This window comes from Pseudonocardia sp. 73-21 (assembly GCF_001899645.1).
Classification (GTDB): domain Bacteria; phylum Actinomycetota; class Actinomycetes; order Mycobacteriales; family Pseudonocardiaceae; genus Pseudonocardia.
The window spans coordinates 273,424-298,570 of sequence record NZ_MKVV01000091.1 but is presented as its reverse complement, the minus strand read 5'-3'; the positions used below and the strand labels follow the sequence as shown (position 1 = coordinate 298,570).

23 protein-coding genes are annotated in these 25,147 nt (G+C 74.0%); 6 read left to right on the top strand and 17 right to left on the bottom strand.

Annotated elements, in window-relative coordinates:
- Nucleotides 1-149: 149 nt before the first annotated feature.
- From BGP03_RS29335 to BGP03_RS29320, 4 genes are all read right to left on the bottom strand, one after another.
- Nucleotides 150-725 (bottom strand): TerD family protein, encoded by a 576-nt coding sequence (locus tag BGP03_RS29335; RefSeq protein ID WP_296368496.1) that lies wholly within the window; start codon nucleotides 723-725, stop codon nucleotides 150-152.
- The gene (locus BGP03_RS29330; RefSeq protein ID WP_296368493.1) at nucleotides 722-1,834 is read right to left on the bottom strand and encodes a DUF475 domain-containing protein; all 1,113 of its coding nucleotides are present in this window, start codon (nucleotides 1,832-1,834) and stop codon (nucleotides 722-724) included. Before BGP03_RS29330 ends, BGP03_RS29335 begins: the two co-directional genes overlap by 4 nt.
- Nucleotides 1,835-1,990: 156 nt before the next feature.
- Nucleotides 1,991-3,940, bottom strand: a complete 1,950-nt coding sequence (locus BGP03_RS29325) for a hypothetical protein (RefSeq protein ID WP_298799131.1) — start codon at nucleotides 3,938-3,940, stop codon at nucleotides 1,991-1,993.
- Nucleotides 3,933-5,615 carry an Hsp70 family protein gene (locus tag BGP03_RS29320; RefSeq protein WP_298799130.1) on the bottom strand — a complete coding sequence of 561 codons (1,683 nt, stop codon included), beginning with the start codon at nucleotides 5,613-5,615 and terminating at the stop codon, nucleotides 3,933-3,935. The genes BGP03_RS29325 and BGP03_RS29320 overlap by 8 nt, the downstream gene beginning before the upstream one ends.
- Nucleotides 5,616-5,641: 26 nt before the next feature.
- On the opposite strand from BGP03_RS29320, the gene grpE reads away from it, so the two are divergent.
- Both grpE and BGP03_RS29310 read left to right on the top strand, forming a co-directional pair.
- A complete protein-coding gene (grpE, locus tag BGP03_RS29315; protein WP_298799129.1) occupies nucleotides 5,642-6,085 on the top strand; it encodes a nucleotide exchange factor GrpE in 444 nt (147 codons plus the stop codon).
- A gap of 49 nt (nucleotides 6,086-6,134) precedes the next feature.
- Nucleotides 6,135-8,174 (top strand): TerD family protein, encoded by a 2,040-nt coding sequence (locus BGP03_RS29310; RefSeq protein ID WP_298799128.1) that lies wholly within the window; start codon nucleotides 6,135-6,137, stop codon nucleotides 8,172-8,174.
- A 13-nt stretch (nucleotides 8,175-8,187) separates the two neighbouring features.
- On the opposite strand, the gene BGP03_RS29305 is transcribed toward BGP03_RS29310, so the two are convergent.
- The 5 genes from BGP03_RS29305 to BGP03_RS29285 all read right to left on the bottom strand — a co-directional run bounded on the left by BGP03_RS29305 (nucleotide 8,188) and on the right by BGP03_RS29285 (nucleotide 12,778).
- Nucleotides 8,188-8,937 (bottom strand): YebC/PmpR family DNA-binding transcriptional regulator, encoded by a 750-nt coding sequence (locus BGP03_RS29305; RefSeq protein WP_296368484.1) that lies wholly within the window; start codon nucleotides 8,935-8,937, stop codon nucleotides 8,188-8,190.
- Nucleotides 8,938-9,200: 263 nt separating this feature from the next.
- A complete protein-coding gene (gene pdxT / locus BGP03_RS29300) occupies nucleotides 9,201-9,824 on the bottom strand; it encodes a pyridoxal 5'-phosphate synthase glutaminase subunit PdxT (RefSeq protein ID WP_296368482.1) in 624 nt (207 codons plus the stop codon).
- 28 nt (nucleotides 9,825-9,852) lie between these two features.
- Nucleotides 9,853-10,386, bottom strand: a complete 534-nt coding sequence (locus BGP03_RS29295; RefSeq protein WP_296368481.1) for a hypothetical protein — start codon at nucleotides 10,384-10,386, stop codon at nucleotides 9,853-9,855.
- Nucleotides 10,387-10,395: 9 nt separating this feature from the next.
- Nucleotides 10,396-11,202, bottom strand: coding sequence for a tyrosinase family protein (locus tag BGP03_RS29290; RefSeq protein WP_296368480.1), 807 nt, complete (start codon nucleotides 11,200-11,202; stop codon nucleotides 10,396-10,398).
- 181 nt (nucleotides 11,203-11,383) lie between these two features.
- On the bottom strand, nucleotides 11,384-12,778 hold the full coding sequence (locus BGP03_RS29285) for an NAD-dependent malic enzyme (protein WP_296368478.1): 1,395 nt from the start codon (nucleotides 12,776-12,778) through the stop codon (nucleotides 11,384-11,386).
- Nucleotides 12,779-12,892: 114 nt separating this feature from the next.
- On the opposite strand from BGP03_RS29285, the gene BGP03_RS29280 reads away from it, so the two are divergent.
- Together BGP03_RS29280 and BGP03_RS29275 are read left to right on the top strand one after the other, a co-directional pair.
- Nucleotides 12,893-14,974, top strand: coding sequence for an elongation factor G-like protein EF-G2 (locus BGP03_RS29280; protein WP_296368476.1), 2,082 nt, complete (start codon nucleotides 12,893-12,895; stop codon nucleotides 14,972-14,974).
- Nucleotides 14,975-14,983: 9 nt separating this feature from the next.
- The gene (locus BGP03_RS29275) at nucleotides 14,984-16,147 is read left to right on the top strand and encodes an MFS transporter (protein ID WP_296368474.1); all 1,164 of its coding nucleotides are present in this window, start codon (nucleotides 14,984-14,986) and stop codon (nucleotides 16,145-16,147) included.
- On the opposite strand, the gene BGP03_RS29270 is transcribed toward BGP03_RS29275, so the two are convergent.
- The 3 genes from BGP03_RS29270 to BGP03_RS29260 form a co-directional block, all read right to left on the bottom strand.
- A complete protein-coding gene (locus BGP03_RS29270) occupies nucleotides 16,107-17,516 on the bottom strand; it encodes an SDR family oxidoreductase (protein WP_298799127.1) in 1,410 nt (469 codons plus the stop codon). The two genes, BGP03_RS29275 and BGP03_RS29270, sit on opposite strands and share 41 nt — an antisense overlap.
- An 87-nt stretch (nucleotides 17,517-17,603) precedes the next feature.
- The gene (locus BGP03_RS29265) at nucleotides 17,604-17,912 is read right to left on the bottom strand and encodes an AzlD domain-containing protein (protein ID WP_296368470.1); all 309 of its coding nucleotides are present in this window, start codon (nucleotides 17,910-17,912) and stop codon (nucleotides 17,604-17,606) included.
- Nucleotides 17,909-18,577: an AzlC family ABC transporter permease gene (locus BGP03_RS29260; protein ID WP_296368467.1), complete on the bottom strand. Its 669-nt coding sequence runs from the start codon at nucleotides 18,575-18,577 to the stop codon at nucleotides 17,909-17,911. The genes BGP03_RS29265 and BGP03_RS29260 overlap by 4 nt, the downstream gene beginning before the upstream one ends.
- Nucleotides 18,578-18,630: 53 nt before the next feature.
- On the opposite strand from BGP03_RS29260, the gene BGP03_RS29255 reads away from it, so the two are divergent.
- Nucleotides 18,631-19,185: an XRE family transcriptional regulator gene (locus BGP03_RS29255; RefSeq protein WP_296368465.1), complete on the top strand. Its 555-nt coding sequence runs from the start codon at nucleotides 18,631-18,633 to the stop codon at nucleotides 19,183-19,185.
- Here the strand turns inward: BGP03_RS29255 and BGP03_RS29250 are convergent.
- Nucleotides 19,131-19,493, bottom strand: a complete 363-nt coding sequence (locus tag BGP03_RS29250; protein ID WP_298799126.1) for a hypothetical protein — start codon at nucleotides 19,491-19,493, stop codon at nucleotides 19,131-19,133. The two genes, BGP03_RS29255 and BGP03_RS29250, sit on opposite strands and share 55 nt — an antisense overlap.
- Before the next feature lie 244 nt (nucleotides 19,494-19,737).
- On the opposite strand from BGP03_RS29250, the gene BGP03_RS29245 reads away from it, so the two are divergent.
- Nucleotides 19,738-20,475, top strand: coding sequence for an SDR family NAD(P)-dependent oxidoreductase (locus BGP03_RS29245; RefSeq protein ID WP_298799125.1), 738 nt, complete (start codon nucleotides 19,738-19,740; stop codon nucleotides 20,473-20,475).
- A gap of 205 nt (nucleotides 20,476-20,680) precedes the next feature.
- Here BGP03_RS29245 and BGP03_RS29240 read toward each other — a convergent pair whose 3' ends face one another.
- From BGP03_RS29240 to BGP03_RS29225, 4 genes are all read right to left on the bottom strand, one after another.
- Nucleotides 20,681-22,312 (bottom strand): family 16 glycosylhydrolase, encoded by a 1,632-nt coding sequence (locus BGP03_RS29240; protein WP_298799124.1) that lies wholly within the window; start codon nucleotides 22,310-22,312, stop codon nucleotides 20,681-20,683.
- 227 nt (nucleotides 22,313-22,539) lie between these two features.
- Nucleotides 22,540-23,472 (bottom strand): pyridoxal 5'-phosphate synthase lyase subunit PdxS, encoded by a 933-nt coding sequence (pdxS, locus tag BGP03_RS29235; protein ID WP_296368457.1) that lies wholly within the window; start codon nucleotides 23,470-23,472, stop codon nucleotides 22,540-22,542.
- Between the two features lie 55 nt (nucleotides 23,473-23,527).
- Nucleotides 23,528-24,040 carry an NUDIX hydrolase gene (locus tag BGP03_RS29230; RefSeq protein WP_296368455.1) on the bottom strand — a complete coding sequence of 171 codons (513 nt, stop codon included), beginning with the start codon at nucleotides 24,038-24,040 and terminating at the stop codon, nucleotides 23,528-23,530.
- Nucleotides 24,037-25,146: a glycosyltransferase family 4 protein gene (locus tag BGP03_RS29225; protein WP_296368560.1), complete on the bottom strand. Its 1,110-nt coding sequence runs from the start codon at nucleotides 25,144-25,146 to the stop codon at nucleotides 24,037-24,039. The genes BGP03_RS29230 and BGP03_RS29225 overlap by 4 nt, the downstream gene beginning before the upstream one ends.
- Nucleotide 25,147: the final 1 nt, after the last annotated feature.

The window sequence follows — 25,147 nt, the reverse complement described above, 5'->3', positions numbered from 1 at the left end:
CCGGCACCGATATCCGCGCACGACCCTTTTCAGGCCTCCCGCGCCGCGTCTCGACCCGCGCCACGTGCGCCGACCACCACGCGCTCGTGCACGTCATCGCCTACAGGTAGCTCAGCAGCATCGCCGTGGAATCGCGCATGGAGCGAGCTCTACAGGTACGCCACCGTGTCGGGCAGCAGGTCCTGGAACGTGCGGCCGTTGGCGATGGCCCCGATCGCCGTCATCGTCCACCCGGCCCCGTCGCGGCTGACCTTGGCCATGATCTGGGCGTTGTGGCGCCCCGACCCGGTCAGCTCGTAGCGGGCAAGCTCCTCGTTCGTGGTCTCGTCGACGAGCCGGCAGAAGGCGTTCTCGATCTGCGAGAAGTCCTGGCCGGTGAACGAGTTGACCGTGAACACGATCTGCGTGACGGCCGGCGACAGCCGCGGGAGGTCGACGATGACGGACTCGTCGTCGCCGTCCCCGTCGCCGGTGAGGTTGTCGCCGGTGTGCTGCACGGCGCCGTCGTGGCTGCGCAGCTGGCGGAACCAGACGGCGTCCACGAGCGTGCCGGCCGCGTCGAACAGCAGCGCCGACGCGTCGAGGTCGATGGACTGCGACCTGGAGCCGAACAGGCCGCGCTTCTTGACGGCGTCCCAGCCCAGGCCCATCCGCACGACGGACAGGCTGCCGCCGCTGCGCTTGGCCAGGGAGACCTTCTGGCCCTTCTCCAGTGAGATGGTCACTTGCTTGCCAACTCCTCGGCTGTCTTGTGGGTCTCGACGCCCTCGGCGGCGAGCTTGCGGTTGCGCAGGATGCTCGACAGGAACGCCGCACCGATGAACGCGACACCGAGCAGGCCCGTGACGATCTCGTTGACGTGGTAGCCGATGCCCACCAGCAGGATCACCGACAGCGCGCCGATGGCCCAGTGCGCGCCGTGCTCAAGGTAGACGTAGTCGGCCAGCGTGCCCTTGCGCACCAGGAACACCGTGAGCGACCGGACGAACATCGCGCCGATGAGGCCGAGGCCCAGCGCGATGATGATCGGGTCGGTGGTGATCGCGAACGCGCCGATGACGCCGTCGAAGGAGAACGCGGCGTCGAGGACCTCGAGGTAGAGGAACAGGAAGAACCCGGCCTTGCCGCTGGCCTTCGCGAGCTGCGACGGCCCGGACCCGTTGGAGGAGGCCTGCTCGCCGTCCCCGGGCTCGTCCACGGCCTGGTCGAAGAAGTCACCCAGACCGTTGACCAGCAGGTACGTCACGAGGCCCAGCGAGCCGGCGAGGAGTACCACCGCGGGCTCCTCGGCGAGCGTCTCGGCCATCACCACCAGGACGACGAGCGCGAGCACGATGGACAGCCGCGACAGCTGCCCGATCTTCGCGAGCGGCTTCTCCAGCCACACGAGCCACTTGATGTCGCGGTCGTCGAACATCCAGTCCAGGAACAGCATGAACAGGAACATGCCGCCGAACGCGGCGATCTGCGGGTAGGCCTCGTTGAGCAGGTACGCGTAGCTCGTGGGGTCGCTCTCGGGGCGCTTCTCCAGCGCGAGCGTCAACGCCTCCACGGGGTTGAGCCCGGCGGTGACCGCCACGATGACGAGCGGGAACACCAGCCGCATACCGAACACGGCGATCACGATGCCGACGGTGAGGAAGATGCGCTGCCAGAACGGGTCCATCCGCTCCAGCACGGTCGCGTTGACCACCGCGTTGTCGAACGACAGCGAGATCTCCAGGATGCCCAGGATCACGCAGAGGACGAACGCCTCCCAGCCGCCGTAGAGGAACGCGACGATCAGCGCCACGATCGTCACGGCATAGGACCAGCCGAAAATCCGAAGGTTCATGTCCCCTGTTCCTGTTTCACGTTGCTCGGCATAGTTCACAATACGGACGCGGCGTCCACCGTAGTCCCCGGTGATCCAACTCCGGTCGGTGCCCGGTTCGGGGCGCTCGTCCAGTGTGCCCGGAAATGGTGCCCGCAGGGGTGAGGGCCGCCGCCGTCACCCGGGGGACGACTCCACCTCGACCGACCGGGCCCCGCCCGAGGCCGCGCTCACGGCGTAGGTCGGCAGGGGCCCGGGGCCGGCCCCGCCGTCCTCCAGCGCGGTGGCGCGGGTGCGCCCGACCACCCGCCAGCTCCCCCGCGCGTCGCGGCTGCGGACGCGGTACTCGACGTCGCCGCATCCCGTCCAGCTCACGCGCACCGACCCGTCCGGGGCGCGGACGGCCCGGACGTCGACGGGAGCGGCGGGACCGGCGGGCACCACCGGCACGGGCGCCACCGGCACGGGCGCCGCGTCGGACCGCGTCTCCGCCGAGGTCCGCCCGCCCACCACGGCGCTCACCGCGTAGACGGGGGTGCCGATCACCGGGGCGCCGCCGTCCTCGATCGCGGCGTCGGCGACCCGGCCGACGACCTGCCACGAGCCGTCCGCGCGACGGCGGCGCACGCGGTAGCCGGCACCGTCGGCGGTCGGTTCCCACAGCACGACGACGTTCCCCCGGGCGTCGCGGGTGGCGCTGACCCAGCCCGGCGCGGCGAGCGGGACCTGCGCGAGCGCGGCGGCCGCGGCCGGGTGGCCGGGGCAGCGCTCCAGCACGGCGGCCAGTGCCGCGGCGCGCCCGGCGTCCGGTCCGGCGAGGGCGGCGGCGACGGCGGCGTCGGCCTCCGCGACCTCCCGGCGGGCCGTCGCGAGATCGTCGGCGGGATGGCCGGGCACGTCGGCGGCGGTCCGCTCCAGGTGCTCGAGATGCTCCAGCGCCTCCACCCAGCGCCGGTCGGCGGCGGCCGCCGCCGCGGCCAGGCGGCGGGTGTCGGCCTCGTCGAGCACGGCGGTGATCTCGTCGGCGACGGCCCGCACCGGCGTCGCTCCGTCCGGCCCGGCCGACCGCCGGGCCTGCTCGACCCGCCGCCGCGCCTCGACCGGACGGCCCGCCCGCAGGGCCGCACGGGCCGCACGCAGCGGCTCCTCCCAGTCGCGCAGGGCAGGTCGGGCGGGCTCCACCGGCGGCGCGGTCTCGATGGGTGCCTGCAGCTCGGCGGCCAGCCCGACGATCACCGCCGTGGCGCGGCGCCGGTCCAGCCCCAGCGCCACGGCCTCGTCGAGCAGGAACGCGTGGTCCTCGGCGACGAGCCGGTCCTCCACCAGCACCGCGGCCCGCACGCGCGGGCGCAGGTGCTCGGCGACCTCCGCGGCCACCGTGTCGAGGTAGCGCTCGACGGCGTCGCGGCCGGGTTCGAGCAGGTCCGCGACGTGCACCAGCAGCTCGTCGACCACGGCACGCAGCCGCCCGGCCGGAAGCTCCCGGGCCCGGGACCGCCACGCCGCGCCGCCCGCCCGCACCTGCTCCTCGGATGCGGTGGGCTCCAGGCCCATGAGGACGAGCAGCGTGGCCGGGGTCGCGCCGCCGGTGAGGCGCCCGAACTCGTCCAGCAGCGCCCGCACCTGGCGTCCGCGGTCGGTGGGCCGGGCGGGGTCGATGATCCGGTGGCGGCGCAGGCGCGCGGTCACCTCGGCGGGGGTCAGCCCGGCCAGCGCGCCCACCTCGTCGAGGCCCGCGATCTTGTCGCGCGGCACCCCGCCGTGCCGGGCGACGAGCCGGGAGATCGCGGAGTCCAGCAGGGCGTAGCGGGCGGAGTCGCGCTGCTCCCGCCAGGCCCGCACCCGCGCGACGGCGAGCGCCCGGTGCCCGGCGTCGAGCAGCTCGGCACTGCGCTCGTCGTGGGTGGCCACGAGCAGCGCGACGAGCACGCGGTACTTGGGATGGTCGCGCTGCCGCTGCCAGAACCCCCACACCTCGGCAACCCGGGCGGCGACCTCGGCGTCGGTCAGGTCGTCGTCGAGCGGGAGGTCGTAGAGCTCGAACGGGTCGGAGGTGTCGGGCCCGCCCCGCTTCTCGACGGCCGCGAGGACGCGCTTTCGGTAGTCGTTCGGGTCGAACTCATTCACGGCGCCGGGTCTTTCCCAGTTGATCACGCTCGCGGGCCACCTCGGCCTGGCTCAGCGTGGCGCCGGTGGTGGCGATCAGCGTGAGCGGGATCCCGGCGTCGACGTGGAACGCCGTGACGTGCAGGACCCCGTCGAAGCCCATCTCGAACGTCACCCGCACCTCGCTGCCCTCGTCGTGGCCCGCCGGGATGCCGCTGATCTGCCCGACGATCAGCACCTTGGCGTCCTCGGGGCGCGACGACTCGGCCTGCCCCTGCTGCTCGACGACCGTCACCTCGATCTCGGTCTGGTCGGCGCGCACCGTGCCGTAGCTGCGGCTGGTGCGGATCGGGAGGCGGTCGTTGCGGTGCACCAGCCACGAGGGCTCCAGGCGTCCGGCCGCCGAGTTCACGGCGAGCACCCCGAACCCGCGCGAGACGACCGTGTCCACCTGGACCTCGACGGCCCGGCGCACCTGCGCGAGCGGCACCCGGAACGCGTCGGCGACGCGGCGGCAGGCGTCGTCGACGTCGGCGGAGGCGGCGTCCTCCAGCGGCACCCCGTCCCGCAGCCGCCCGCGCGTGCGCAGGTCGGCGACGACCATGCGCTCCAGTTCCTTCTTCTCCCCGTAGAGCGCCGCGCCGCGGGCGACGGCGAGGTCGGGGTCGTGCAGGCGGGGGTCGAGGTCCAGCTCGCGGCGCAGCGCCTCGGCCACCGCCGGCATGCGCGACGAGCCGCCGACGAGCAGCACGCGGTCGACGCATCCCACGCCGCGGCGGGCGGCCTCGTCGAGGCAGGCGCGGGTGAGGTCGACGGTGCGGCGCAGCAGCGGCGCCGTCATCTCCTCCAGCTCGGCGCGGCTGAGCGTGATCGTGGAGCGGGCGCCGTCGTGCGCGACGACCACGTCGGTGCGCTCGGCGTCGCTCAGCTGCTGCTTGGCCCGCTCCGCGGCGAGCACGAGGGCCTGGGCGCCCGCGGAGTCGTCGAGGGGGTCCTCGGCGTCCGGGTTGTCGGCGCAGAAGCGGCGTGAGAGGGCGACGGCGACGCGCTCGTCCCAGTCGGCGCCGCCGAGCTGGTGGTCGCCCTCCACGGCGAGCACGGAGATGCGGCGGTCGGCCAGCTCGATGACGGTGGCGTCGAACGTGCCGCCGCCGAGGTCGTAGACGAGAACGGTCTCGTGCGTGGCGCCCTTCGCGAGCTCGGGCGAGCCGTCGAGCCGCCCGAACCCGTAGGCGAGCGCCGCCGCGATGGGCTCCGACAGCACGTCGAGGACGTCGAGCCCGGCGTAGGTGCCGGCCAGCATCGTGGCGCGCCGCTCCTCGTCACCGAAGTAGGCGGGCACGGTGATCACCGCGGCGGTCGGCTCGTCACCGGAGGCGAACGCGGCGTCGGCGACGAGGCTCCGCAGGACCAGGGCCGACACCGCGGGCGCCGACCACGCCTTCCCGTGCGCCACGAACCGCCACTCGGCGTCGCCCATCCGGCGTTTGACCAGGGTGCACACGTGCTCGGGATCCAGTCGCGCCTCACGCCGCGCCCCCTCCCCCACGACGTGCTCGCCGGGCGAGGCGAACAGCACGACGGACGGTGTCGTGGGCTCCCCCGACAGCCCCGCGAGCACCTGCGGTCGCCCGTCCGGGCCGGTGCGCGCGATGGCGGAGTTCGTGGTGCCGAGATCGATACCGTGGACGGCCACCGCGCGAGCGTAGCTACCCTGCCCGGGTGGCCGACCCGACACTCACCGACATCGCCGACAAGATCGACGACGTGGGCCGGATGCTGGCCCGGCAGAGCGCCACCCTCGGCGACCTGGCCGGCGCCGGCAGCCGCACGAGCGGCCCCGACGTCCCCCTGCTGGTGGAGCTGCACGCCCTGCGCGTCGACGCCCTGGCCTGCGCGGCGACGGCCCGCTCGCGCCGGGAGCGCGCCGCGTTCGAGGCCACGGCCGCGGGCCTGGAGCGGCTGCTCAACGGCCGCGGCGGCCGGGTGATCGTGCCGCGGGCCGGCGAGCCGTTCAGCAGCACGACGATGGACGCGGTCGAGGTGGTGGCGACGGAGGACGCTGCACAGGACCGGACGGTGGCGGTGCTGCGGGAGCCGGGCCTGCAGGTGGGCGGCCGGAACGTCCGCCCCGCCCGGGTCGCCGTGCACCGCCACACCCCCTGAGGATGTGGCGTGCGGTAACCCTCCGGGCACGGCGAGCGACAGGGGGTTCGTGGCCGATCATGCGCTGTCCAAGGGCGCCAACGTCTCTGTCCTCCAGCGCTCCGACGTCGAGGGCGGCCGGCTGCAGGCCGTCGTCCGGTGGTCGGACCCGCTCGGGACGGCCGACGTCGACGTCTCCGCGCTCCTGCTGGGCCGCGACGGGCGCGTCCGGTCGGACGACGACTTCGTGTTCTACAACGCCCCGGCCGGTGGTGACGGGTCGGTGCGGCTGCTGGGCAAGCGCGCCGACGACGACGCGGGCGAGGACCGCGTCTCGGTGGATCTCGAGACCCTGCCCTCCGAGGTCGAGACGATCGTGATCGCCGCGAGCCTCGACGCCGGGGCCGGCTCGGGTTTCGGTGACGTTCGGGAGCTGGGGCTCGTGCTGCTCGACTCGGCCGGGCAGTCCACCGCCCGGTTCGACATCGCCGACGCCGGCGCCGAGACCGCCATGGTGCTCGGCGAGCTCTACCTCCGCGGCGAGGAGTGGAAGTTCCGCGCCGTCGGGCAGGGCTGGGACTCGGGCCTGGCCGGGCTCGCCACCGACTACGGCATCACGGTGCAGGACGAGGCGGTGGAGGAGGTGCCCCTCGAACCGGTCGCCGAGGAGCTGTCCGCGGAGGCCGCGTCGTCCACGGACCTGGTCGAGGTCGAGCCGGAGGCGGATCCGGTCGCGGCCCCCGCGAGGTCGCCGCGCCAGGGGGTCCGCACCCGCAAGAAGCGGACCACCGCCGCCACCCTCCCGCCGCTGACCCTCGCCGTCGACCCGAGCTGGCAACCCGCGCGGCTGTTCTCCATCTCCGGCGTCGGCAACGCCGAGGAACAGGAGAAGCGCGCCACCTCGACACTGCTCTCGACCATGATGGCCGTCCGCGACTTCGGACGGGCGCTCGTGTCCCGCTTCGGCGGCCCCGCCGGCACCATCGAGACCTACCTCGAGGTGCCGTTCAAGATCGGTGAGCGGACCTCGATCCCCGACGGTGTCCTGCGGGTCGCCCGGGCGGGGCGGGTGTGGACCGCACTGCTGGAGGTCAAGACCGGAGCCAGCCAGCTGCGTCAGGAGCAGGTCGACCGCTACCTCGACCTCGCCCGGCAGCAGGGCTACGACGCGGTGATCACGCTCTCCAACGACCTCGCCCCCGTCGGCGGTGCCCACCCCGTGCCCGTCGACGGGCGGAAGCTGCGCAAGGTCGCGCTGCACCACATCTCCTGGTCCGAGGTGCTCCACGAGGCGCAGATGCAGTTCGCTCACCGCGGGGTCGACGACCGGCTCCAGGCCTGGATGCTGGCCGAGCTCATCCGCTACCTCGAGCACCCCCGCTCCGGCGCGGCCGGGTTCGACGACATGGGCACGGCGTGGGTGCCGGTGCGGGAGGCCGTCGCCGCCGGCACCCTCCGGGCGGCCGACCGCAAGATCTGTGCGGTCACGACGTCGTGGGAGAAGCTGGTCCGCCACCTCGGGTTGCGGCTGACCGGCCAGCTCGGCGTCACCGTCACCCACGTGCTCCCCCGGCGGTTCGCGGCCGACCCGGCCGCACGCGCCCAGGCCTCCGCCGCCCAGCTCGCCGACGCCGGCACGCTGGCCGCGACGCTGCGCATCCCCGGTGCTGCCGGCCCGCTCGTCGTGTCGGCGGACCTGCGGACCGGGCACGTCCGCACGTCGATCGAGGTGGAGTCCCCGCGTGACGGGGGAAGCGCCCGGCGGGTCAACTGGATCCTGAGGCAGCTGGTCGCCGCACCGGACACGCTCACCGTCGAGGTGCTCTTCGCCCGCCGCGAGCAGACCTCGTGCGAGCTGCTCAAGGACGTCCGCGAGAACGTCGCCGCGCTGCTGCCGGATCCGGCCGCCGAGGTCAGGGCGTTCCGGCTGACGATGTCGGCCCCGATGGGCACCCGGCGCAACGGCCTCCGGAAGGCGTTCATCCCCAGCGTCAACGACGCGGTGGACGCGTTCTACGCCCGCGTGGTGCAGGGCCTGCGGCCGTCGCCCCCGAAGCTGCCCACCGAGGTGGCGGAGGACGCGATCAGCGCGGTGCAGAACCCGAGCTGAAACAACGAAGGGGCTAGTCGACCTGCGCCATCACGTCGTCGCTCACGTCGAAGTTCGCGTAGACGTTCTGGACCTCGTCGCTGTCCTCCAGCGCGTCGATGAGGCGGAACACCTTCTTCGCGCCCTCGGCGTCCAGCTCGATCTGCATCGACGGGATGAAGTTCTGGTCGGCCGAGTCGTAGTCGATGCCGGCCTCCTGCAGCGCCGTGCGGACCGGGACGAGGTCGGTGGGCTCGGAGACCACCTCGAAGCTCTCGCCGAGGTCGTTGACCTCCTCCGCGCCGGCGTCGAGGACGGCCATCAGCACGTCGTCCTCGCTCAGCTCGCCCTTCGGCACGATCACGACGCCCTTGCGCGCGAACAGGTAGGCGACCGAGCCGGGGTCGGCCATGGCCCCGCCGTTGCGGGTCATCGCGGTGCGGACCTCGGTGGCGGCGCGGTTGCGGTTGTCGGTGAGGCACTCGATGAGCACCGCGACGCCGTTGGGGCCGTAGCCCTCGTAGGTGATGGTCTGGTAGTCGGCACCACCGGCGTCGGCCCCGGAACCGCGCTTGACGGCGCGGTCGATGTTGTCGTTGGGGACCGAGCTCTTCTTCGCCTTCTGGACCGCGTCGTACAGCGTGGGGTTGCCGTCCAGGTCACCGCCGCCCATCCGGGCCGCGACCTCGATGTTCTTGATCAGCTTCGCGAACATCTTGCCGCGCCGGGCATCGACGACGGCCTTCTTGTGCTTCGTCGTCGCCCACTTGGAGTGCCCGCTCATCGTGTTCCCTTCTCCGTGCACAGATCCGGACCATCGTAGCCACGTCGCCGTCGCCCCGGTTCACCTGGCGCACGTCACCCGGCATCATCCCGGCGCCGACGGCGAGGCAGGGACAGGTGATCGCCGCCGTCCGCACCGGATCGTCCCCCTCAGGACGCTGCCGTGCGGTCCGCGACGATCAGTCCCACCCATGATCGTCGCGGACCGCACGGCAGGGCCCGCGACGGGGCCGCGGGGTGCGACGTGACCCGATCATGAGCGGATCAGGCGGCCCGCGCTGCGCCGGCGACCATCTCGCAGAACAGGGCGTGCACGCGCAGGTCACCCGTCAGCTCCGGGTGGAACGCCGTGGCGAGCACCGCACCCTGCCGCACGGCCACCGCCCGGCCGGCCGCCGCGCCCGCCCCGTCGACGTGGGGGACGCTGGCCAGCACCTCGACGCCCGGCCCGGCCGACTCCACCCACGGGGCCCGGATGAACACCGCGTGCACGGGCTCGCCGGGGATGCCGTCGAAGGACAGGTCGGTCTCGAACGAGTCGACCTGCCGGCCGAAGGCGTTGCGTCGCACCACCGCGTCCAGACCGCCGAGCTGCTGCTGGTCGGGACGGCCGTCGAGCACCTCGCGGGCGAGCAGGATCATGCCCGCGCACGAGCCGTAGGTGGGCATCCCGGCCGCTATCCGGGCCCGCAACGGCTCCAGCAGCTCGAACGTGCCGAGCAGCCGGCTCATCGTCGTGGACTCGCCGCCGGGCAGCACGATCGCGTCGACCGCGTCGAGCTCGGCGGGCCTCCGCACCGGGACGCCCTGCGCACCGCACGCCGCGACGGCGGACAGGTGCTCGCGGACGTCGCCCTGCAGGGCCAGCACACCGATCACGGGAACCACGGTCGGCCAGCGTAGCCGGGGGCGGCGCTCAGCCCGGCGTGGGTACGTCCAGGTCGGTGGCGGCGAGGTAGGTGTGCAGCGACAGGTCGGCGAACTCGAGCAGTTCCGGGGCCGGGCTGCGGTCGGAACGCCGCGGCGTCAGCGAGACCGGCACCATCGTGACGGTGCTCAGCCGGCCGTCGCGGTCGAGCACCCGCCGCAGCGCGTCGGTGACGGTGACGAACGTGTCGAGCGGCGTGAGCTGGTGCACCGGCCGGACATCGGTGGGGTCGCCGGCGGCCTCGGGCACCTCGCAGTGGCCCTCGTCGCCGTAGCAGCCGCCGTGGCCGAACACCGTGTAGCGCCCGGCGTACCCCGCCTCCGGGTCGCGCGGCGTGTCGATGTCGGCGCCGGGGTTGTCGAGGTAGAGCCGGACCTCGTAGGAGGTGCCGGAGTGGTCCACGCCGGTGACGACCAGGTCGGCGCGGGTGAACGGGGCCCGGCCCGGGTCCGGCGGGTAGGCCAGGTCGACGACGAGGGTCTGCCCGCCGGCTCCGGTGCGTGCGGTGGATGACGCGACCACGGTGCCTCCTCAGCCGACGACCTGCGCGGCGTAGTCGTAGCCCAGGTTAGGGACGCTCAGCGTCTGGCGCACCGTCATCGGCCAGGGCGGGAGCGCGGTGTCCAGCAGCGCGGCCGACGGGTCGGCCCCCTGCGGCGAGAGCTGCCAGAGGTACCAGAGCCGGTCGATCATCGCGTGGTGCGACCAGAAGATCGGGTCGTAGGCGGCGATCGGCACCGCCGACATCGCACCCCCGACCCAGCCGTGCACCCCGTTGTGGATGCCCTCGACGATCTGGCTGAACTCGGTGAACGACGTGGCCGACAGGGCGCGGTTGACGGTGGTGGCCTTCGGGAGCTGGTCGGGCGTGTCCGGGTCGCGCACCGTCACCGGGTCGGCCCCGTCGGTGACGGCCCCCGGCAGGTTCGTGCGCACCTGCTCCAGGTCCGCGTCGCCCAGCGTCATGGGGCCGGACGCCAGGGCGTTGGCGCCGCCGTCCGCGGGAGCGAGCCAGCCCGGCGGCAGGCCGCCGCCGTCGGCGTGGGCCGCCGCGGACGACCAGTCCCACCACGGGAGGCTCACCGCGGCCGCCGGGTCGTCGCGGCTGCGGCGCAGCGCGTCGATCATGGCTCGTTCCATGAAGTACAGGTAGGCCCGGTGCCACGGCAGGAACAGGATGCTGCCGTGCTTGCAGTACTGCGGCAATGGCAGGCCGTGCACGCCGGCGAGGAATGCGTAACCACGGTCGTCCGATATTCCGTAGAGCGCCGTGAATGCGTCGCGGAGATCGGTCAGCTCGGCGACGGACAGGGACGCGGCGCTGCGACGTACCCCCATGTCAGCGGCCGTGCAGCGACGTGGGCGAACGAGGTGCGGACGTCATCGTCGACTCCCCAGCACTTTCCCGAGATTCCCCGACCCGGATGGGGAAAACGGTAGTCCCGGGCGCAGCATGGTCACAATGCGCCGACCGGCGCTGCACATTCCGCCGGTCGCCGACCGGCGTCGGACGAAAGGGTCAGACGGGAGCGACGTCCTTCTTCGACGTCGCCTGCCGCACCGCCTCCGCCACCGCCGGGGCCACCGTCGCGTCGAAGACGCTGGGCACGATGAAACTCGCGTTCGGCTCCGGCACCACGTCGGCGATCGCGGCGGAGGCGGCCAGCAGCATGGCATCGGTGATGTCGCGGGCCTGGGCGTCGAGCAGGCCGCGGAACACGCCCGGGAACGCGAGGACGTTGTTGATCTGGTTGGGGTAGTCCGAGCGGCCCGTGGCCACCACGGCGGCGTGCTGCAGGGCCACCGCCGGGTCGACCTCCGGGTCGGGGTTGGCCAGCGCGAACACGATCGCGTCCTTCGCCATCGTCGCCAGCTCCGCGGCGCCGAAGAGGTTGGGCGCGGACACGCCGATGAACACGTCGGCGCCCACGAGGGCGTCGGCGAGCGTGCCGGCGACCCCATGGGTGTTGGTCTGCCCGGCGATGTTGACCAGGTTGTCGTCGAGGCCGGGACGCCCCGAGTGCACGATCCCGTCGATGTCCACGGCCAGCACGTCGCCGGGGCGCCCGGACTGCAGCAGCCGGATGATCGCCGAGCCGGCCGCGCCGACGCCGCAGACCACGACCTTGCAGTCGGTCAGCTTCTTGCCCACCACGCGCAGGGCGTTGCGCAGCGCGCCGAGCACGACGATCGCGGTGCCGTGCTGGTCGTCGTGGAAGACGGGGATGTCGAGCATCTCGCGCAGTCGCGCCTCGATCTCGAAGCAGCGCGGCGCGGCGATGTCCTCGAGGTTGATGCCGCCGTAGGCCGGGGCGAGGATCTGGACGGTGCGGATGATCTCCTCGGTGTCCTGGGTGTCCAGGCACACCGGCCAGGCGTCGACGTTGCCGAACCGCTTGAACAGCGCCGCCTTGCCCTCCATCACCGGCATCGCGGCGGCCGCGCCGAGGTTGCCCAGCCCGAGCACCGCGGAGCCGTCGGTGACGACGGCGACGGTGTTGCGCTTGATCGTCAGCCGGCGGGCGTCGGCGGGATTGGCCGCGATCGCCTGGCAGACGCGCGCGACGCCGGGGGTGTAGGCGCGGGAGAGGTCGTCACGGTTGCGGAGGCTGACCTTCGAGGTGACCTCGATCTTCCCGCCGAGGTGCAGCAGGAACGTCCGGTCGGAGACCTTCCGGACGCTCACCCCGGGCAGCGCCTCGAGCGCGTCGGTGATCTCGGTGGCGTGGGCCTCGTCGCGCGCGTTGCAGCTGATGTCGACGACGAGTGTGGCGGTCTGGGCCTCGACGACGTCGAACGCGGTGACGACGCCGCCGACGCGGCCCACCGCCACGGCGAGGTCGCCCGCGGCGCTGGCGGAGGCGGGTACCTCGACCCGCGCGGTGATGGCATATCCGGGTCCGGGAACTGGCACGGCGGAGACCCTACGCCCGGGCCGCCCGACCTCCCGGGTTGTGGTCGTTGTGTCCGGGGGTTGTGACCACGCGCCACCCAGGTGTGAGATGAGCCACACGGAGGTGGTCGCATCATGACGGTCAGATCAGCTGGCAGGGTGGGTGTGGTCGATCCCGCCCGCATCCGCAACGTCGTGCTCGTCGGGCCGTCCGGGGCGGGGAAGACCACCCTCGTGGAGGCCCTGCTCGCCCACACCGCCGCGATCCCCCGCGCCGGCGCCGTGCCCGAGGGCACCACGGTCTGCGACCACGATCCGGCCGCGGTCCGTCAGCAACGTTCGGTCGGGCTGGCGGTCGCTCCCCTGATGCACGACGGCCACAAGATCAATCTCATCGACACCCCCGGCTACGGCGACTTCGTCGGCGAGCTGCGCGCGGGCCTGCGCGCCGCCGACGCCGCGCTGTTCGTCGTCCCGGCGTCGCAGCGCCGCGACGGGGGACCCGACCCCGCCACGCTCGCGCAGTGGGAGGAGTGCGCCGCCGTCGGCATGCCGCGCGCCATCGTGGTGACCCGGTGCGACCACGCCCGCGCCGACGTCGCCGCCACCGTCACCACCGCGCGCGAGACGTTCGGGTCGGGCGTCGCCCCGCTCTACCTGCCGGTCCTGGACGGCCCGTCGCTGTCCGGGCTCTACGGTCTGCTGTCCCGGACCCCCGCCGGGCAGGCCCCGGACGGCGCCGACGACGCCCGCGGCGAGCTGATCGAGGGGATCATCGAGCAGTCCGAGGACGAGACGCTGATGGAGCGTTACCTCGGCGGGGAGGATCTCGACGTCCCCACCCTGATCGACGACCTGGAGACTGCCGTCGCGCGCGGCACGTTCCACCCGGTGATCCCCGTCTGCGCCACGAGCGGGATCGGGCTCGACGCCGTGCTGGAGGTGCTGGTGGGCGGGTTCCCGTCGCCGCTGGAGCACCCGCTGCCCGACGTCCACCCGCTCAACGGGGCGGCGCAGACCGTGCTGACCACGGACCCCGACGGGCCGCTCGCGGCCGAGGTCGTGCGCACCTCGGCCGACGCCTACGTCGGGCGCGTGTCGCTGGTGCGGGTGTTCTCCGGGACCCTGCGGCGCGACACGACCGTGCACGTCAGCGGCCATCCCCCGGTGCCCGCGCAGCGGACGGGGCACGACACGGACGAGAAACTGGCCCACCTGTACTCCCCGCTCGGCGCCACCCTGCGCGAGGTGGACGAGTGCGGCGCCGGCGACATCTGCGCCCTGACCAAGATCGGGTCGGCCGAGACCGGCGACACCGTCTCCGCGGTGGACCATCCGCTGCTGCTCTCCTGCTGGGACCTGCCCGAGCCGCTGCTGCCCGTGGCCGTCGCGGCGCACGCGCGCGGCGACGAGGACGCGCTGGTCACCACGCTGGCCAAGCTCGTGGCCGCCGACCCGACCCTGCGCCTGGAACGCAACGCCGAGACCCACCAGACCGTCCTGTGGTGCATGGGCGAGGCGCACGCCGACGTCGTGCTCTCCCGGCTGCGGGCGAGCGGCACCGAGGTGGACACCGAGCCGGTGCGGGTGCCGATGCGCGCGACGCTGGCCGGGCCGGCGCGGGTGACCGGACGGCACGTCAAGCAGTCGGGCGGGCACGGCCAGTACGCCGTGTGCCACGTCGAGTTCGAGCCGCTGCCGCGGGGATCGGGCATCGAGTTCGTCTCGAAGGTGGTGGGCGGATCGGTGCCGACGCAGTTCGTCCCCAGCGTCGAGAAGGGGATCCGGACGCAGGTGGAACGGGGGCTCGGCAGCGCCGACGACTCCGGCGGGCACCACACCGTGATCGACATCCGCGCGACCCTCGTCGACGGCAAGGCCCACAGCGTCGACTCGTCCGACGCCGCGTTCCAGACCGCCGGCGCGCTCGCCCTGCGCGAGGCGGCCGAGGCGTGCGGGGTGGTGCTGCTGGAACCGTTCGACGAGGTGGCCGTCCGCGTGCCGGACGAGCACCTCGGCGCGGTGCTCGGTGACCTGTCCGGACGCCGCGGCCGCGTGCTGGGCACCGACGCCGAGGGCGCAGGGCGCTCGGTGGTGCGCGCGGAGGTGCCGGTGGTGGAGCTGCTGCGCTACGCCGTGGACCTGCGCGCCATGACCAGCGGCGCCGCCACGTTCACCCGGCACTTCGCCCGGTACGACCTGGCACCCGCGGGGTAACGTGCGCCGATGCAAGGACGCACCGTGGCCGCCCTGTGGACCGCGATCTTCGTTGTCGCCTTCGGCACCAACGTCCCCACTCCGCTCCTGCTGGTCTACCGCACCGAGCTGGGCCTGAGCTCCACGGCGCTGACCGGTGCGTTCGCCGTCTACGCCGCCGGGCTCGTGCCGGCGCTGCTGCTCGCCGGCCCGGCGTCGGACCGTTTCGGGCGCCGTCCGGTCGTCGTTCCGTTCGTCGTGCTGTCCACCCTCACCTCGCTGCTGTTCCTGGGCGCGGACTCGTCGGTCGCGCTGCTGTTCCTGTGCCGGTTCCTGCAGGGCGCGGTGTCGGGTGTGGTGTTCAGCGTGGGCACGGCGTGGCTCGGGGAGCTGATCGACGAACCCGCCCGGGCCGCGCGGTTGACCACGGCCGCACTCGGGGGCGGGTGGGCGATCGGGCCGCTGGTCTCGGGGATCCTCGCCCAGTGGGCTCCCCTGCCCACCGTTCTCCCGTATCTCGTGCACGTCACCCTGATGATCGTCGGGCTGGTCCTGCTCCCCCGCGTCCCCGAGACCCTGACGGCGGAGAACCGGCGCCGGGGCGCGTGGCTGAACCTCGGCGTGCCGAGCGCCGCCCGGTGGCCGTTCGCGCTGGTCGTGCTGCCCGTGGCGGTCGGGGTGTTCACGTTCCCGTCCACGGCGGTGACGGTGCTGCCGCTGCTGCTGACCCCGACGATGCCGCGGATCGCCGTCGCGATCACGGGGTTCGTCGCGGGCGTGACGCTGCTGACCGGGGTGTTCGCGCAGCCGCTTGGCCGGCGCCTCGGCGCGGTGACCGCCGGGCCGGTCGGGCTGGCCGTGGGTGCCGTGGGGTTCGGGCTGTCGCTGCTGAGCGTCGGCCTCGACGCCTGGCCGCTGCTGATCCCGGTGGCCCTGCTGCTGGGCGTCGGCTACGGGTTGTGCCTGGCCGCCGGCCTGACGATGGTCGGCGAGCTGGCCTCGGCGCGGCACCGCGGCGCGCTGACCGGCACGTTCTACGCGTGCGCCTACCTCGGCTTCGGCGTGCCGGTGCTGCTGTCGGTGACGGGCGGCGGGCACTTCCTCGAGCCGTTGACGGTGCTCGCGATCGTGACGGCCGTGGTGGCCGCCGCGCTCATGCTCCCCGGGTCCCGGCGGCTCGTCGCGCCCGCGTAGCCGCCACGCCCGCGATGGTCCGCGCCATCACGGCGAACACGAAGTCGTGGGCGGGCAGCTCCGCGTACCAGTAGGCGCGGCCGGCGATGCCCCGCGGCGTGAACGTGACGCGCTGGACGTAGCGGGAGCCGTCACCGTCGGGTTCGGCGCGCATCTCCAGCCGCGCGGTGCCGGGCATCTTGGTCTCCGCGCGCAGGGTCAGCGAGCGGCCGTCCTGCACGTCCTCGACGATCCACCAGTCCAGCTGGGCACCGGGCTCGAGCTTCCCGGGTCGCCCGCGCCGGGCCCCGACGCCGCCGAAGAGCCGGTCGATGCCGCCGCGCAGGGCCCAGATGCCGGGCACGTTGTACCAGCCGTTCTCCCCGCCGATGGTGCTGATCACGTCCCACAGCACGGCCGGGGGCGCCTTGACGCGCTCGGTCTGCTCGCTGACCAGCTCGACGCCGTGCAGGTCGGTGGGCCCGCGGCCCGCGGCTCCTTCTCCTGCCACGGCCCGGCGCACGGCCTCGGCGTACGGGGTGGCGCCGCCCGGAGGCGGGCCGGCCGGCGGGTCGCCGTGGGCCACGAGGTCATGGGCCATCGACTCCACCAGCGGCTTCGCGAGGTGGCGGTCCACCGGCGTCAGGGCCTGCACGGCGCGGGAGATCATCCGCGGCGCCGAGAGCGGCACCGGCACCGTGAGCGGCCGGGTCAGCCCGGCCACTTCCGCGTAGCCGAGGATCAGCTCGCGGAAGCTCAGGACGTCGGGGCCGCCGATGTCGAAGGTCCGGTTGACGCTCGACGGCAGCTGCAGGCAGGCGACGAGGTGGTACAGCACATCGTCGATGCCGATGGGCTGCACCGCGTTCCAGGCGTGGTCGGGCATCGGCAGCAGGGGCGAGGCCTCGGTGAGGTGCCGGATCATCTCGTAGCTGGCCGAGCCGGCCCCGACGACGATCCCGGCCTGCAGTACCGCGGTGGGCACGTGCGACGCCATGAGGATCTCGCCGACCTCCCGGCGCGACGCGAGGTGCTCGGAGTTCTCGTCACCGGTCGGCTGGAGCCCGCCGAGGTAGACGATGCGCTGCACGCCGGCGGTGTGGGCGGCGTCGGCGAGCACGGCGACGGCGCGGCGGTCGCGGTCGGCGAAGTCGGGGCCGTCCATGGAGTGCACGAGGTAGAACACCGCGTCGATGCCGTCGCAGGCGTCGCGCACTGCGTCGGCGTCGTTGACGTCGCCCTGCCGGACCTCGACGCGGTCGACCCACGTGTGCCGGGCGAGCTTCGCGCGGTTGCGCACCAGGCAGCGGACCGTGTGGCCCTCGTCGAGGAGGCGGCGGACGAGACGGGCGCCGACGTAGCCGGTCGCCCCGATCACCAGACAGTGCACGCCCATCACCCTCCCCCATGACGAGCGGCTCCGCCGCCCGTGCGCGGAAATCAGGGCCCTGGCCCTGATTTCCGCGCACGAGTCCGGTCACGGCACCCCGGCCCACCGCAGGCCCGCGGTGCCGGCCGCGGCCAGCGCCACCACCAGCACGAACGGCACCCTGCGCCAGGCCAGCACCACCCCGACCAGCACGCCGGCGGGCCGGGCCCAGCCCGCGAACCCGCCGTCCTGGATGAGCGCCGCGGTCGCGGCCAGGGCCACGAGCAGGGCCGTGGCGCCGAGGTCGAGGTAGCGCTGCACGCGGTCGGGCATGGCGACCCGGCCGCGCAGCAGCACACCGGTGACCCGCAGCAGGTACGTGCCCGCGGCGAGGGCGAGCAGAGCGGTCCAGCTCATCGTGGCCGCCCCGCCACCGCGAGCCCCAGCAACCCCACCAGCACGGGCAGGCCCGCCGGCAGGAACGGCGTGGCCACCAGCGCGACGGCCGCCGCCCCCAGCGCGACGCGCCGCGCGTCCGCCTTCCCCAGTGACGGCAGCAGCAGCGCGAACAGCGCCGCCGGGAACGCCGCGTCCACGCCGAGGACGTTCGGGTCGGGTACCGCGCCGCCGGCGAGCATCCCCAGCGCCGCCCCGCAGTTCCAGAACACGAACGCGAGCGTGCCGCTCAGCCAGAACGCGGTGCGGGCGCGCGGGCCGTCGCCGCGGGCGCGGGCGAACGCCGTCGACTCGTCGATGAGGATGTGGGCGCCGAGCAGGCGGGCGGGCATCCGGTCGCCGATGACCCCGCCCATCGCCAGCCCGTAGGGCAGCATGCGGGCGTTGAGCAGCAGGCCGCCCACCACCGCGGCGACGGGACTGCCCCCGGCCGCGGCGACGGCCACCACCAGGAACTGCGAGCCTCCCGCGAACACCAGCAGCGACAGGGCCAGCGTCATGAGCGGCGGGACCCCGGCGGCCGTGGACAGGGCTCCGAAGGACACGCCCACGATCGCCAGCGCGGCGGCGAGGGCCAGCGCGTCACGGAGCTCGGAACGGCCTATCGTTCGGTACAGCGAACGCATGTCCACTACAGTGACCGCCACGCTGGTGTTCGTCAAGTCGAACGAGGAGACCGATGGACCGAACGATGCTGCAGACGGCCATCGCGTCCTCCCTGCGTCGCGAACGGGTGCGGCACGGCATCTCGCTCGCCGAGCTGGCCCGTCGGGCCGGCATCGCGAAGTCCACGCTCTCCCAGCTCGAGGCGGGCACGGGCAACCCCGGCGTCGAGACGCTCTGGGCGCTCGCCGTCGCGCTGGACGTGCCGTTCAGCCGGATCGTGGACCCCCAGGTGGAGCCCGTGCACGTCGTCCGGGCCGGCGACGGGATGGCCATCAGCGCCGAGAACGCCCCGTTCACCGCCGCCCTGCTCTCGGCCTGCCCGCCCGGGGCACGGCGCGACCTGCACCTGATGTCGGCCGAGCCCGGCGCGGCCCGCGAGGCCCACTCGCACAACCCCGGCACCACCGAGCACGTCGTCGTCACGGCGGGGAGGTGGCGGGCCGGCCCGGTGGACGCGGCGGTGGAGCTGGAGGCGGGCGACTACATCCGGTTCCCGGCCGACCGCCCCCACACCTACGAGGCCCTGACGCCCGGCGCGGCCGCGGTGCTGGTGATGGAGTACGCGTGACGGCCCCGGATGACAGGAACGTGGCTTTCCTGGCGGCCGGAGGGTGCCCCAGCGCCGCTGGACAGGTTGCCACCGATGATCATGTGGGACTCCGTTACGTACCCCGACGTCACGACGATCGCCGCCGCCGGCAAGGCCGGGGGCACGAAGATCCGCTCCTTCGACAGCGTCCGGAACGCCGTCTGCAGCAGGCGGTGGAGGACGTTGACCAGCCCCGGCGTCACCACGCACCCCGACGCGTCGGGGGTCTCACCCCCGGCCCCCTCGGTGACGACCGTCCCCCCGGGCACCTCGTCGCCCCGGTCCACACCAGCTCGGCCCCGCTCACGATCAGCAGCCCCGCGCTCCAGCAGGGCGATGTGACGCGCCGGAAACGCCGCCTCCGTAGCGTGCTCGGCACGGCGGGGCTGAAGTCCGCGGTCGAGCGGCACGTGCTCGCTGTTCGATCACGGCGGCGGGAACGTGGCGTGCCGTTCGACCGCGTGGAGGCGGCGTGACGACGCCGGTCGGCACCGCGGGTCGCGTCCCCCCGGAGTCGGCGGAGCGCCCGACGTGAGCGGCCGGCTGGCGGGGCGGCGCGCGGTCGTCACGGGCGCTGCGCGCGGGATCGGGGCGGAGATCGCCCGGACGTTCGCTACCGAGGGGGCCTCGGTCGCCGTCCTGGACGTCTCGGCCGAGGGCGCCGCGACGACCGCCGCCGAGGTCGGGGGCACCGCGCACGTGGTCGACCTGCGGGACGTGGCGGCCACCCGGGCGGCGCTCGAGGAGGCCGTGGAAGCCCTCGGCGGGATCGACGTGCTGGTCAACAACGCCGGGGTGCTCCGCAAGGCGCCGCTGCTGGACATCACCACCGACGACTGGGACGACATGTTCGCCGTCACCCTGCGCCCGGTGCTCGTCACCACGCAGGTGGCGGCCCGGGCCATGATCGCCGCGGGCGGCGGGGGCGCCATCGTCAACATGGCCAGCATGGCGGCGAGGACCGGCGGGGCCGGGCAGGGGCACTACGCGGCGGCGAAGGCGGCCGTGGTGGCGCTGACCCGGGTGTCGGCGCTGGAGCTGGGCGGGCACGGGATCCGCGTCAACTGCCTGTGCCCCGGCTTCGTCCTCACCGAGATGGGCGCCGCCACCCGCACGCCCGAGCAGGTGGCCGAGTGGACGAGCCGCTCCCCGCTGGGCCGCCTCGGCGAGACCACCGACGTCGCCCGCACCGCCCTCTTCCTCGCCTCCGACGACGCCGACTACCTCACCGGGCAGGCGATCAACGTCACGGGCGGGATGGTGATGTAGCGGCGCAGCGCCCGGACCGCGGTGATCACGGCGTCGATGTCGCTCGTGGAGGTCGACGGACGACCGTGACGCCTTGATCACCGCAGGGGGCGGCGCGGGGGGCCCGGCCGGGGCGCTGCGGTGCGGTGGATCGCGATCACTCCCGGGTGGGGAGTGGGGGCGGGCGCAGTCGCTCCCCAGCTCTGCGCCCGCCCCTGGTCTGTGGTCAGCCGCGAACCACGTTCGGCACGAGGCCCGTCACGGCCGGGATCGGGTCGGGGGCGCCCTCGGTCAGCGGGCGGGTGGCCTGCCCGACGGCGTCGGCCGCACCCTCGACGAGCCCGCCCGCGGCGGAGCCGACCGGGTCGAGCGCACCCTCGGCGGTCTTCGCCGCGGCGGCGCCCGGGGTGATCGCGTACTGCTTCACCCAGTCGACGTCCATCGAGGTCTTCTTCATGGTGGTGCCGCCGAAGTTGTCGAGCTGGATGGTCAGGTGCATGGGGCCGGGCGGGAGGATGCTGGTGTCCTTGGTGCTCCACCACTCCTTGCCGTCGACGTAGGCGGTGACGCCGGTGGGCGACCACTCGACGGCCCAGTCGTGCCACTGGGTGGCGTCGATGTCGACCGAGCCCTGCACCTGCTGGTTGTCCTGGCCGTAGTGCAGGAACATCTGCGTGTTCTGGCGGGTCGGGTCGGAGATCTCCATGAAGTCGATCTCGCCGCCGACCGGCCAGTTCTCCGCGTCCGGCCACAGCAGCAGGACGGCGTGGTAGTCGGGGTCGCCCGCGTGCGAGCGCACGCGCGCCTCCCACCGGCCGTAGCGCTGGCCGGGCTGCCAGGCCATGCCGCCGCTGTTGCCCTGCTCGTCGCCGGTCATCGTCATGATGCCGTCGGCGACCTTGATCGCATCCGGAGTGCGGCGGCCGGCGCCGTTGTGGCCGGGGCCGTCGTAGACGCCCCAGCTGCTGTCGAGGGGGCCGTCGAAGTTCTCGACCCGGCTCGGGGTGCCCCACCCGTACGTGGTCGCGGCGCTGGTGTCGGGGGTGGGCGGGGACGTGGTCGACGGGGCGCAGACACCGGGCGCAGGAGCGACCGGAGCGGGAGCGACCGGAGCGGCGGTGGTCGGGGCGGGGGTCGCCGGAGCAGGGGTGGACCGGGGGGTCGAACCGTTCATGTCGGCACCGCTCTGCTCGCCGGGCTTCTGCGCGCTCGGATCCTGGCTTCCCGAATCGTGGCCGCCCGAACCCTGATCGCCCGAACCGTGGTGGTCGGAGTCCTGCATGCCGGAATCCTGGATCTCGGAGCCCGGCTTGTCCGAACCCCGCCTGTCCGACCCCTCCTGGTCATGGGCGCCGGACTTCCCGTCCCCGGGCCCGTCGTGGCTGTCGCTCTCGGCGCTGGGGGCACCCTCGGTCGACCCGCCTCCCGCGGCGGGCACGTCCGGGACCGCCTTGGCCGGGGCCGCCTGGAACGCCCCGCCTGCCGGGATGGGCAGGGTGGACGGGGCCGGCTCCGTGGTGGGCGCAGGTTCGGTCGTCGGAGCGGCGACAGCGGGCGGGCCTGCCGGCGTGGTCGGCGCGGTGGTCGGCGCGGTGGTCGGCGCGGTGGTCGGCGCGGTGGTCGGCGCGGCTCCGGCCGGCGGCGGTGTCACCGGGGTGGGCGGGCACGGCGCCCCGGCCGCGGGTGGAGCCGCCGGCGACGCCACGGACGGGTCCGCGGATCCGGTGGGGCCGGGCTGGTCGGGGGCCGCCACGGACACGGCCCGTGGAGCCAGGACCTCCGGCCCCGCGTAGGCCACCGCCGAGCCGACGAGCACCGTCGCCACGACGATGCCCCCGATGGTCACGTACCGCCTCATCAAGCTCCCCTGCCACTCACGTCACATCCTCAACAGGGCAGGACACTAAGCAGGTTCGTTACAGAAAACGGCCGAGTCACCCTAACGAGAACCCAATGGGGCTCCATCGGGTTAACGGAACGTCATCGCCGCCGGGCCTGATCGCGATGATCGGGCGTCCGGCGGCGATGAGCGGAGCGACGAACGGTCGAACGGTTGTACGAGTAACCCGATCGTGCGACGGAGAGTTACCAGCCGCGGCCGGCGTAGCGCTGCTCCGCCGGGAGGTCGGAGATGTTGATGCCGACCATGGCCTCCCCCAGCCCACGCGACACCTTGGCGATCACGTCGGGGTCGTCGAAGAACGTGGTGGCCTTGACGATGGCCTCGGCGCGCTGGGCCGGGTCGCCGGACTTGAAGATGCCCGAGCCCACGAACACGCCCTCGGCGCCGAGCTGCATCATCATCGCGGCGTCGGCCGGGGTGGCGATGCCACCGGCGGTGAACAGCGTGACGGGCAGCTTCCCGGCGCGCGCGACCTCCGCGACGATCTCGTACGGGGCCTGCAGCTCCTTGGCCGCGACGTAGAGCTCGTTCGCGTCGAGGGTGCCGAGCCGGCGGATCTCGCCGCGGATGGAGCGCATGTGCCGGGTGGCCTCGACGACGTTGCCGGTGCCGGCCTCGCCCTTCGAGCGGATCATGGCCGCGCCCTCGGCGAGCCGCCGCAGGGCCTCGCCCAGGTTGGTGGCGCCGCAGACGAACGGGACGGTGAAGGGCCACTTGTCGATGTGGTTGGCCTCGTCGGCCGGGGTGAGCACCTCGGACTCGTCGATGTAGTCGACGCCGAGCGACTGCAGCACCTGGGCCTCGACGAAGTGACCGATGCGCGCCTTGGCCATGACGGGGATCGAGACGGCGTCGATGATGCCCTGGATCATGTCCGGGTCGCTCATCCGGGCGACGCCGCCCTGTGCGCGGATGTCGGCGGGCACGCGTTCCAGCGCCATGACGGCGACGGCGCCGGCGTCCTCGGCGATCTTCGCCTGGGTGGCGTCGACGACGTCCATGATGACGCCGCCCTTGAGCATCTCGGCCATCCCGCGCTTGACGCGCGCGGTGCCCTGCTGGGGGCCTGCCCCAGGGTCAACTGCACTGCCGGAAACGGGCTGGTCGGACGACACGGTGGTACCTCTCGGTCGAGTGGATCCTCGGGACGGACAGACCACCGATCCTACGTCAGCGCGGCGGCGCGGCCCTGTTCACCGGCGCGGCTGCGGGGGCCGTCACACCCGCGGGGTCGGCGATCTCGAAGTAGGCGGGCATCGGTGCGGTGCCCGCGAGGTGCAGCCAGCGCACCAGCCGCCGGGACCGCAGCGCGAGGGTGTCGCGCACCGCGTCGTTGTGGACGCGCCGGGCGAGCGCGACGGCCTGCTCGGCCTCGGCCAGCTCGTGACGGGCGGCCTCGGGCAGGGTGGAGCGGTCCAGTGCGGCCAGGGCCCGCCCGAGCGCGTTCTCCGCCGCCTCCCGGTCCCCCGGGTCGACAGCCCGCGCCGCCGCGACGGCCGCGCCCACGACGGGCCCGGACGCGGGCGCAGCCGCGGACCGGCGTCGTTCCAGCGCGAGGGCGAGCCCGGCGCGGGCGGCGTCCATGCGCACGTGCAGGCGGTCCAGCCGCCGGACCCGCGTCACGCACACGACCACCAACCACACCAGCAGCAGCGCGCCCACCACCAGCGCCGAGATCGTCACGACACCCTCGGCGGCGCGATCCCCCGCGGGTCGGCGGCCACGGCGGCCCGGTAGACCCGCTCGACCGACGCCGCCACCACCGGCCACGCGAACTCCGCCGCGCGGGCCCGGCCCGCCGCCGCGTAGCCCGCCCGCCGCACGGGGTCGTCCAGCAGGGCGGCCAGCCGCGGCGCGAGATCACCCGGCGCGCACACCTCACCGGCGTCACCGAGCACCGCCCGGAACGCGTCCAGGTCGCTCGCGAGCACCGGCGTGCCGGCCGCCATCGCCTCGGTGAGCACCATCCCGAAGCTCTCCCCCCCGGTGTTGGGGGCGCAGAAGACGTCCATCGCGCGCAGGGCCGCGGCCTTGCCGGCGTCGTCCACCGGGCCGAGGACGTCGAGGCGGTCGGCCACCGGCCCGGCCGCGCGCCGCAGCGAGGACGCGTCACCGCGACCCACTACGAGCACCCGCAGGTCCGGACGGTCGGGCGCGAGCGTGCGCACCGCGTCCAGGAGCTGCGCCATGCCCTTGCGCGGCTCGTCGAAGCGGCCGAGGAAGCCCACCGTCGTGCCGCGTGCGGGCACGGGCCGCGGGGGCCCGCCGGCCGCGAGGTCGACGCCGTTCGGGATCTCCACCGCGTCCCCGCCCAGGTGCTGGACCTGCACGCGGCGGGCGAGCGGCGACACGGCGATCCGGGCGGTGACCTTCTCCATCAGCGGCCGCAGCATCCCACCGAACGCGCTGAGCGCCCGGGAGCGCTCGGTGGCGGTGTGGAACGTGACGACGATCGGGCCGTCGGCCAGCTGCAGCGCCAGCACCGACAGGCTCGGCGTGGTGGGCTCGTGCAGGTGCAGGACGTCGAAGCGGTGGTCGGTGAGCCAGCGGCGCACCCGAGCGTACGAGCGGGGCCCGACCGCGACCCGCGCCACCGACCCGTTGTAGGGCACGCCCAGCGCGCGCCCGGCCGGGGTCACGAAGTCGGGCAGCGGCCCCGCCCCCTCCGACGGCGCGAGCACGTCGACCGCGTGGCCCCGGGCGATCAGGGCCCGCGCGAGACCCAGCACGTGCGTCTGCACCCCGCCGGGGACGTCGAGCGAGTACGGGCAGACGATCCCGATGCGCAGT

Excerpts from the sequence above, each read along its gene's own strand:
- BGP03_RS29330 (WP_296368493.1), bottom strand. The coding sequence starts at position 1,834 with ATGAACCTTCGGATTTTCGGCTGGTCCTATGCCGTGACGATCGTGGCG.
- BGP03_RS29305 (WP_296368484.1), bottom strand. The coding sequence starts at position 8,937 with ATGAGCGGGCACTCCAAGTGGGCGACGACGAAGCACAAGAAGGCCGTC.
- BGP03_RS29290 (WP_296368480.1), bottom strand. The coding sequence starts at position 11,202 with ATGGGGGTACGTCGCAGCGCCGCGTCCCTGTCCGTCGCCGAGCTGACC.
- BGP03_RS29280 (WP_296368476.1), top strand. The coding sequence starts at position 12,893 with ATGACGGTCAGATCAGCTGGCAGGGTGGGTGTGGTCGATCCCGCCCGC.
- BGP03_RS29275 (WP_296368474.1), top strand. The coding sequence starts at position 14,984 with ATGCAAGGACGCACCGTGGCCGCCCTGTGGACCGCGATCTTCGTTGTC.
- BGP03_RS29265 (WP_296368470.1), bottom strand. The coding sequence starts at position 17,912 with ATGAGCTGGACCGCTCTGCTCGCCCTCGCCGCGGGCACGTACCTGCTG.
- BGP03_RS29260 (WP_296368467.1), bottom strand. The coding sequence starts at position 18,577 with ATGCGTTCGCTGTACCGAACGATAGGCCGTTCCGAGCTCCGTGACGCG.
- BGP03_RS29255 (WP_296368465.1), top strand. The coding sequence starts at position 18,631 with ATGGACCGAACGATGCTGCAGACGGCCATCGCGTCCTCCCTGCGTCGC.
- BGP03_RS29240 (WP_298799124.1), bottom strand. The coding sequence starts at position 22,312 with ATGAGGCGGTACGTGACCATCGGGGGCATCGTCGTGGCGACGGTGCTC.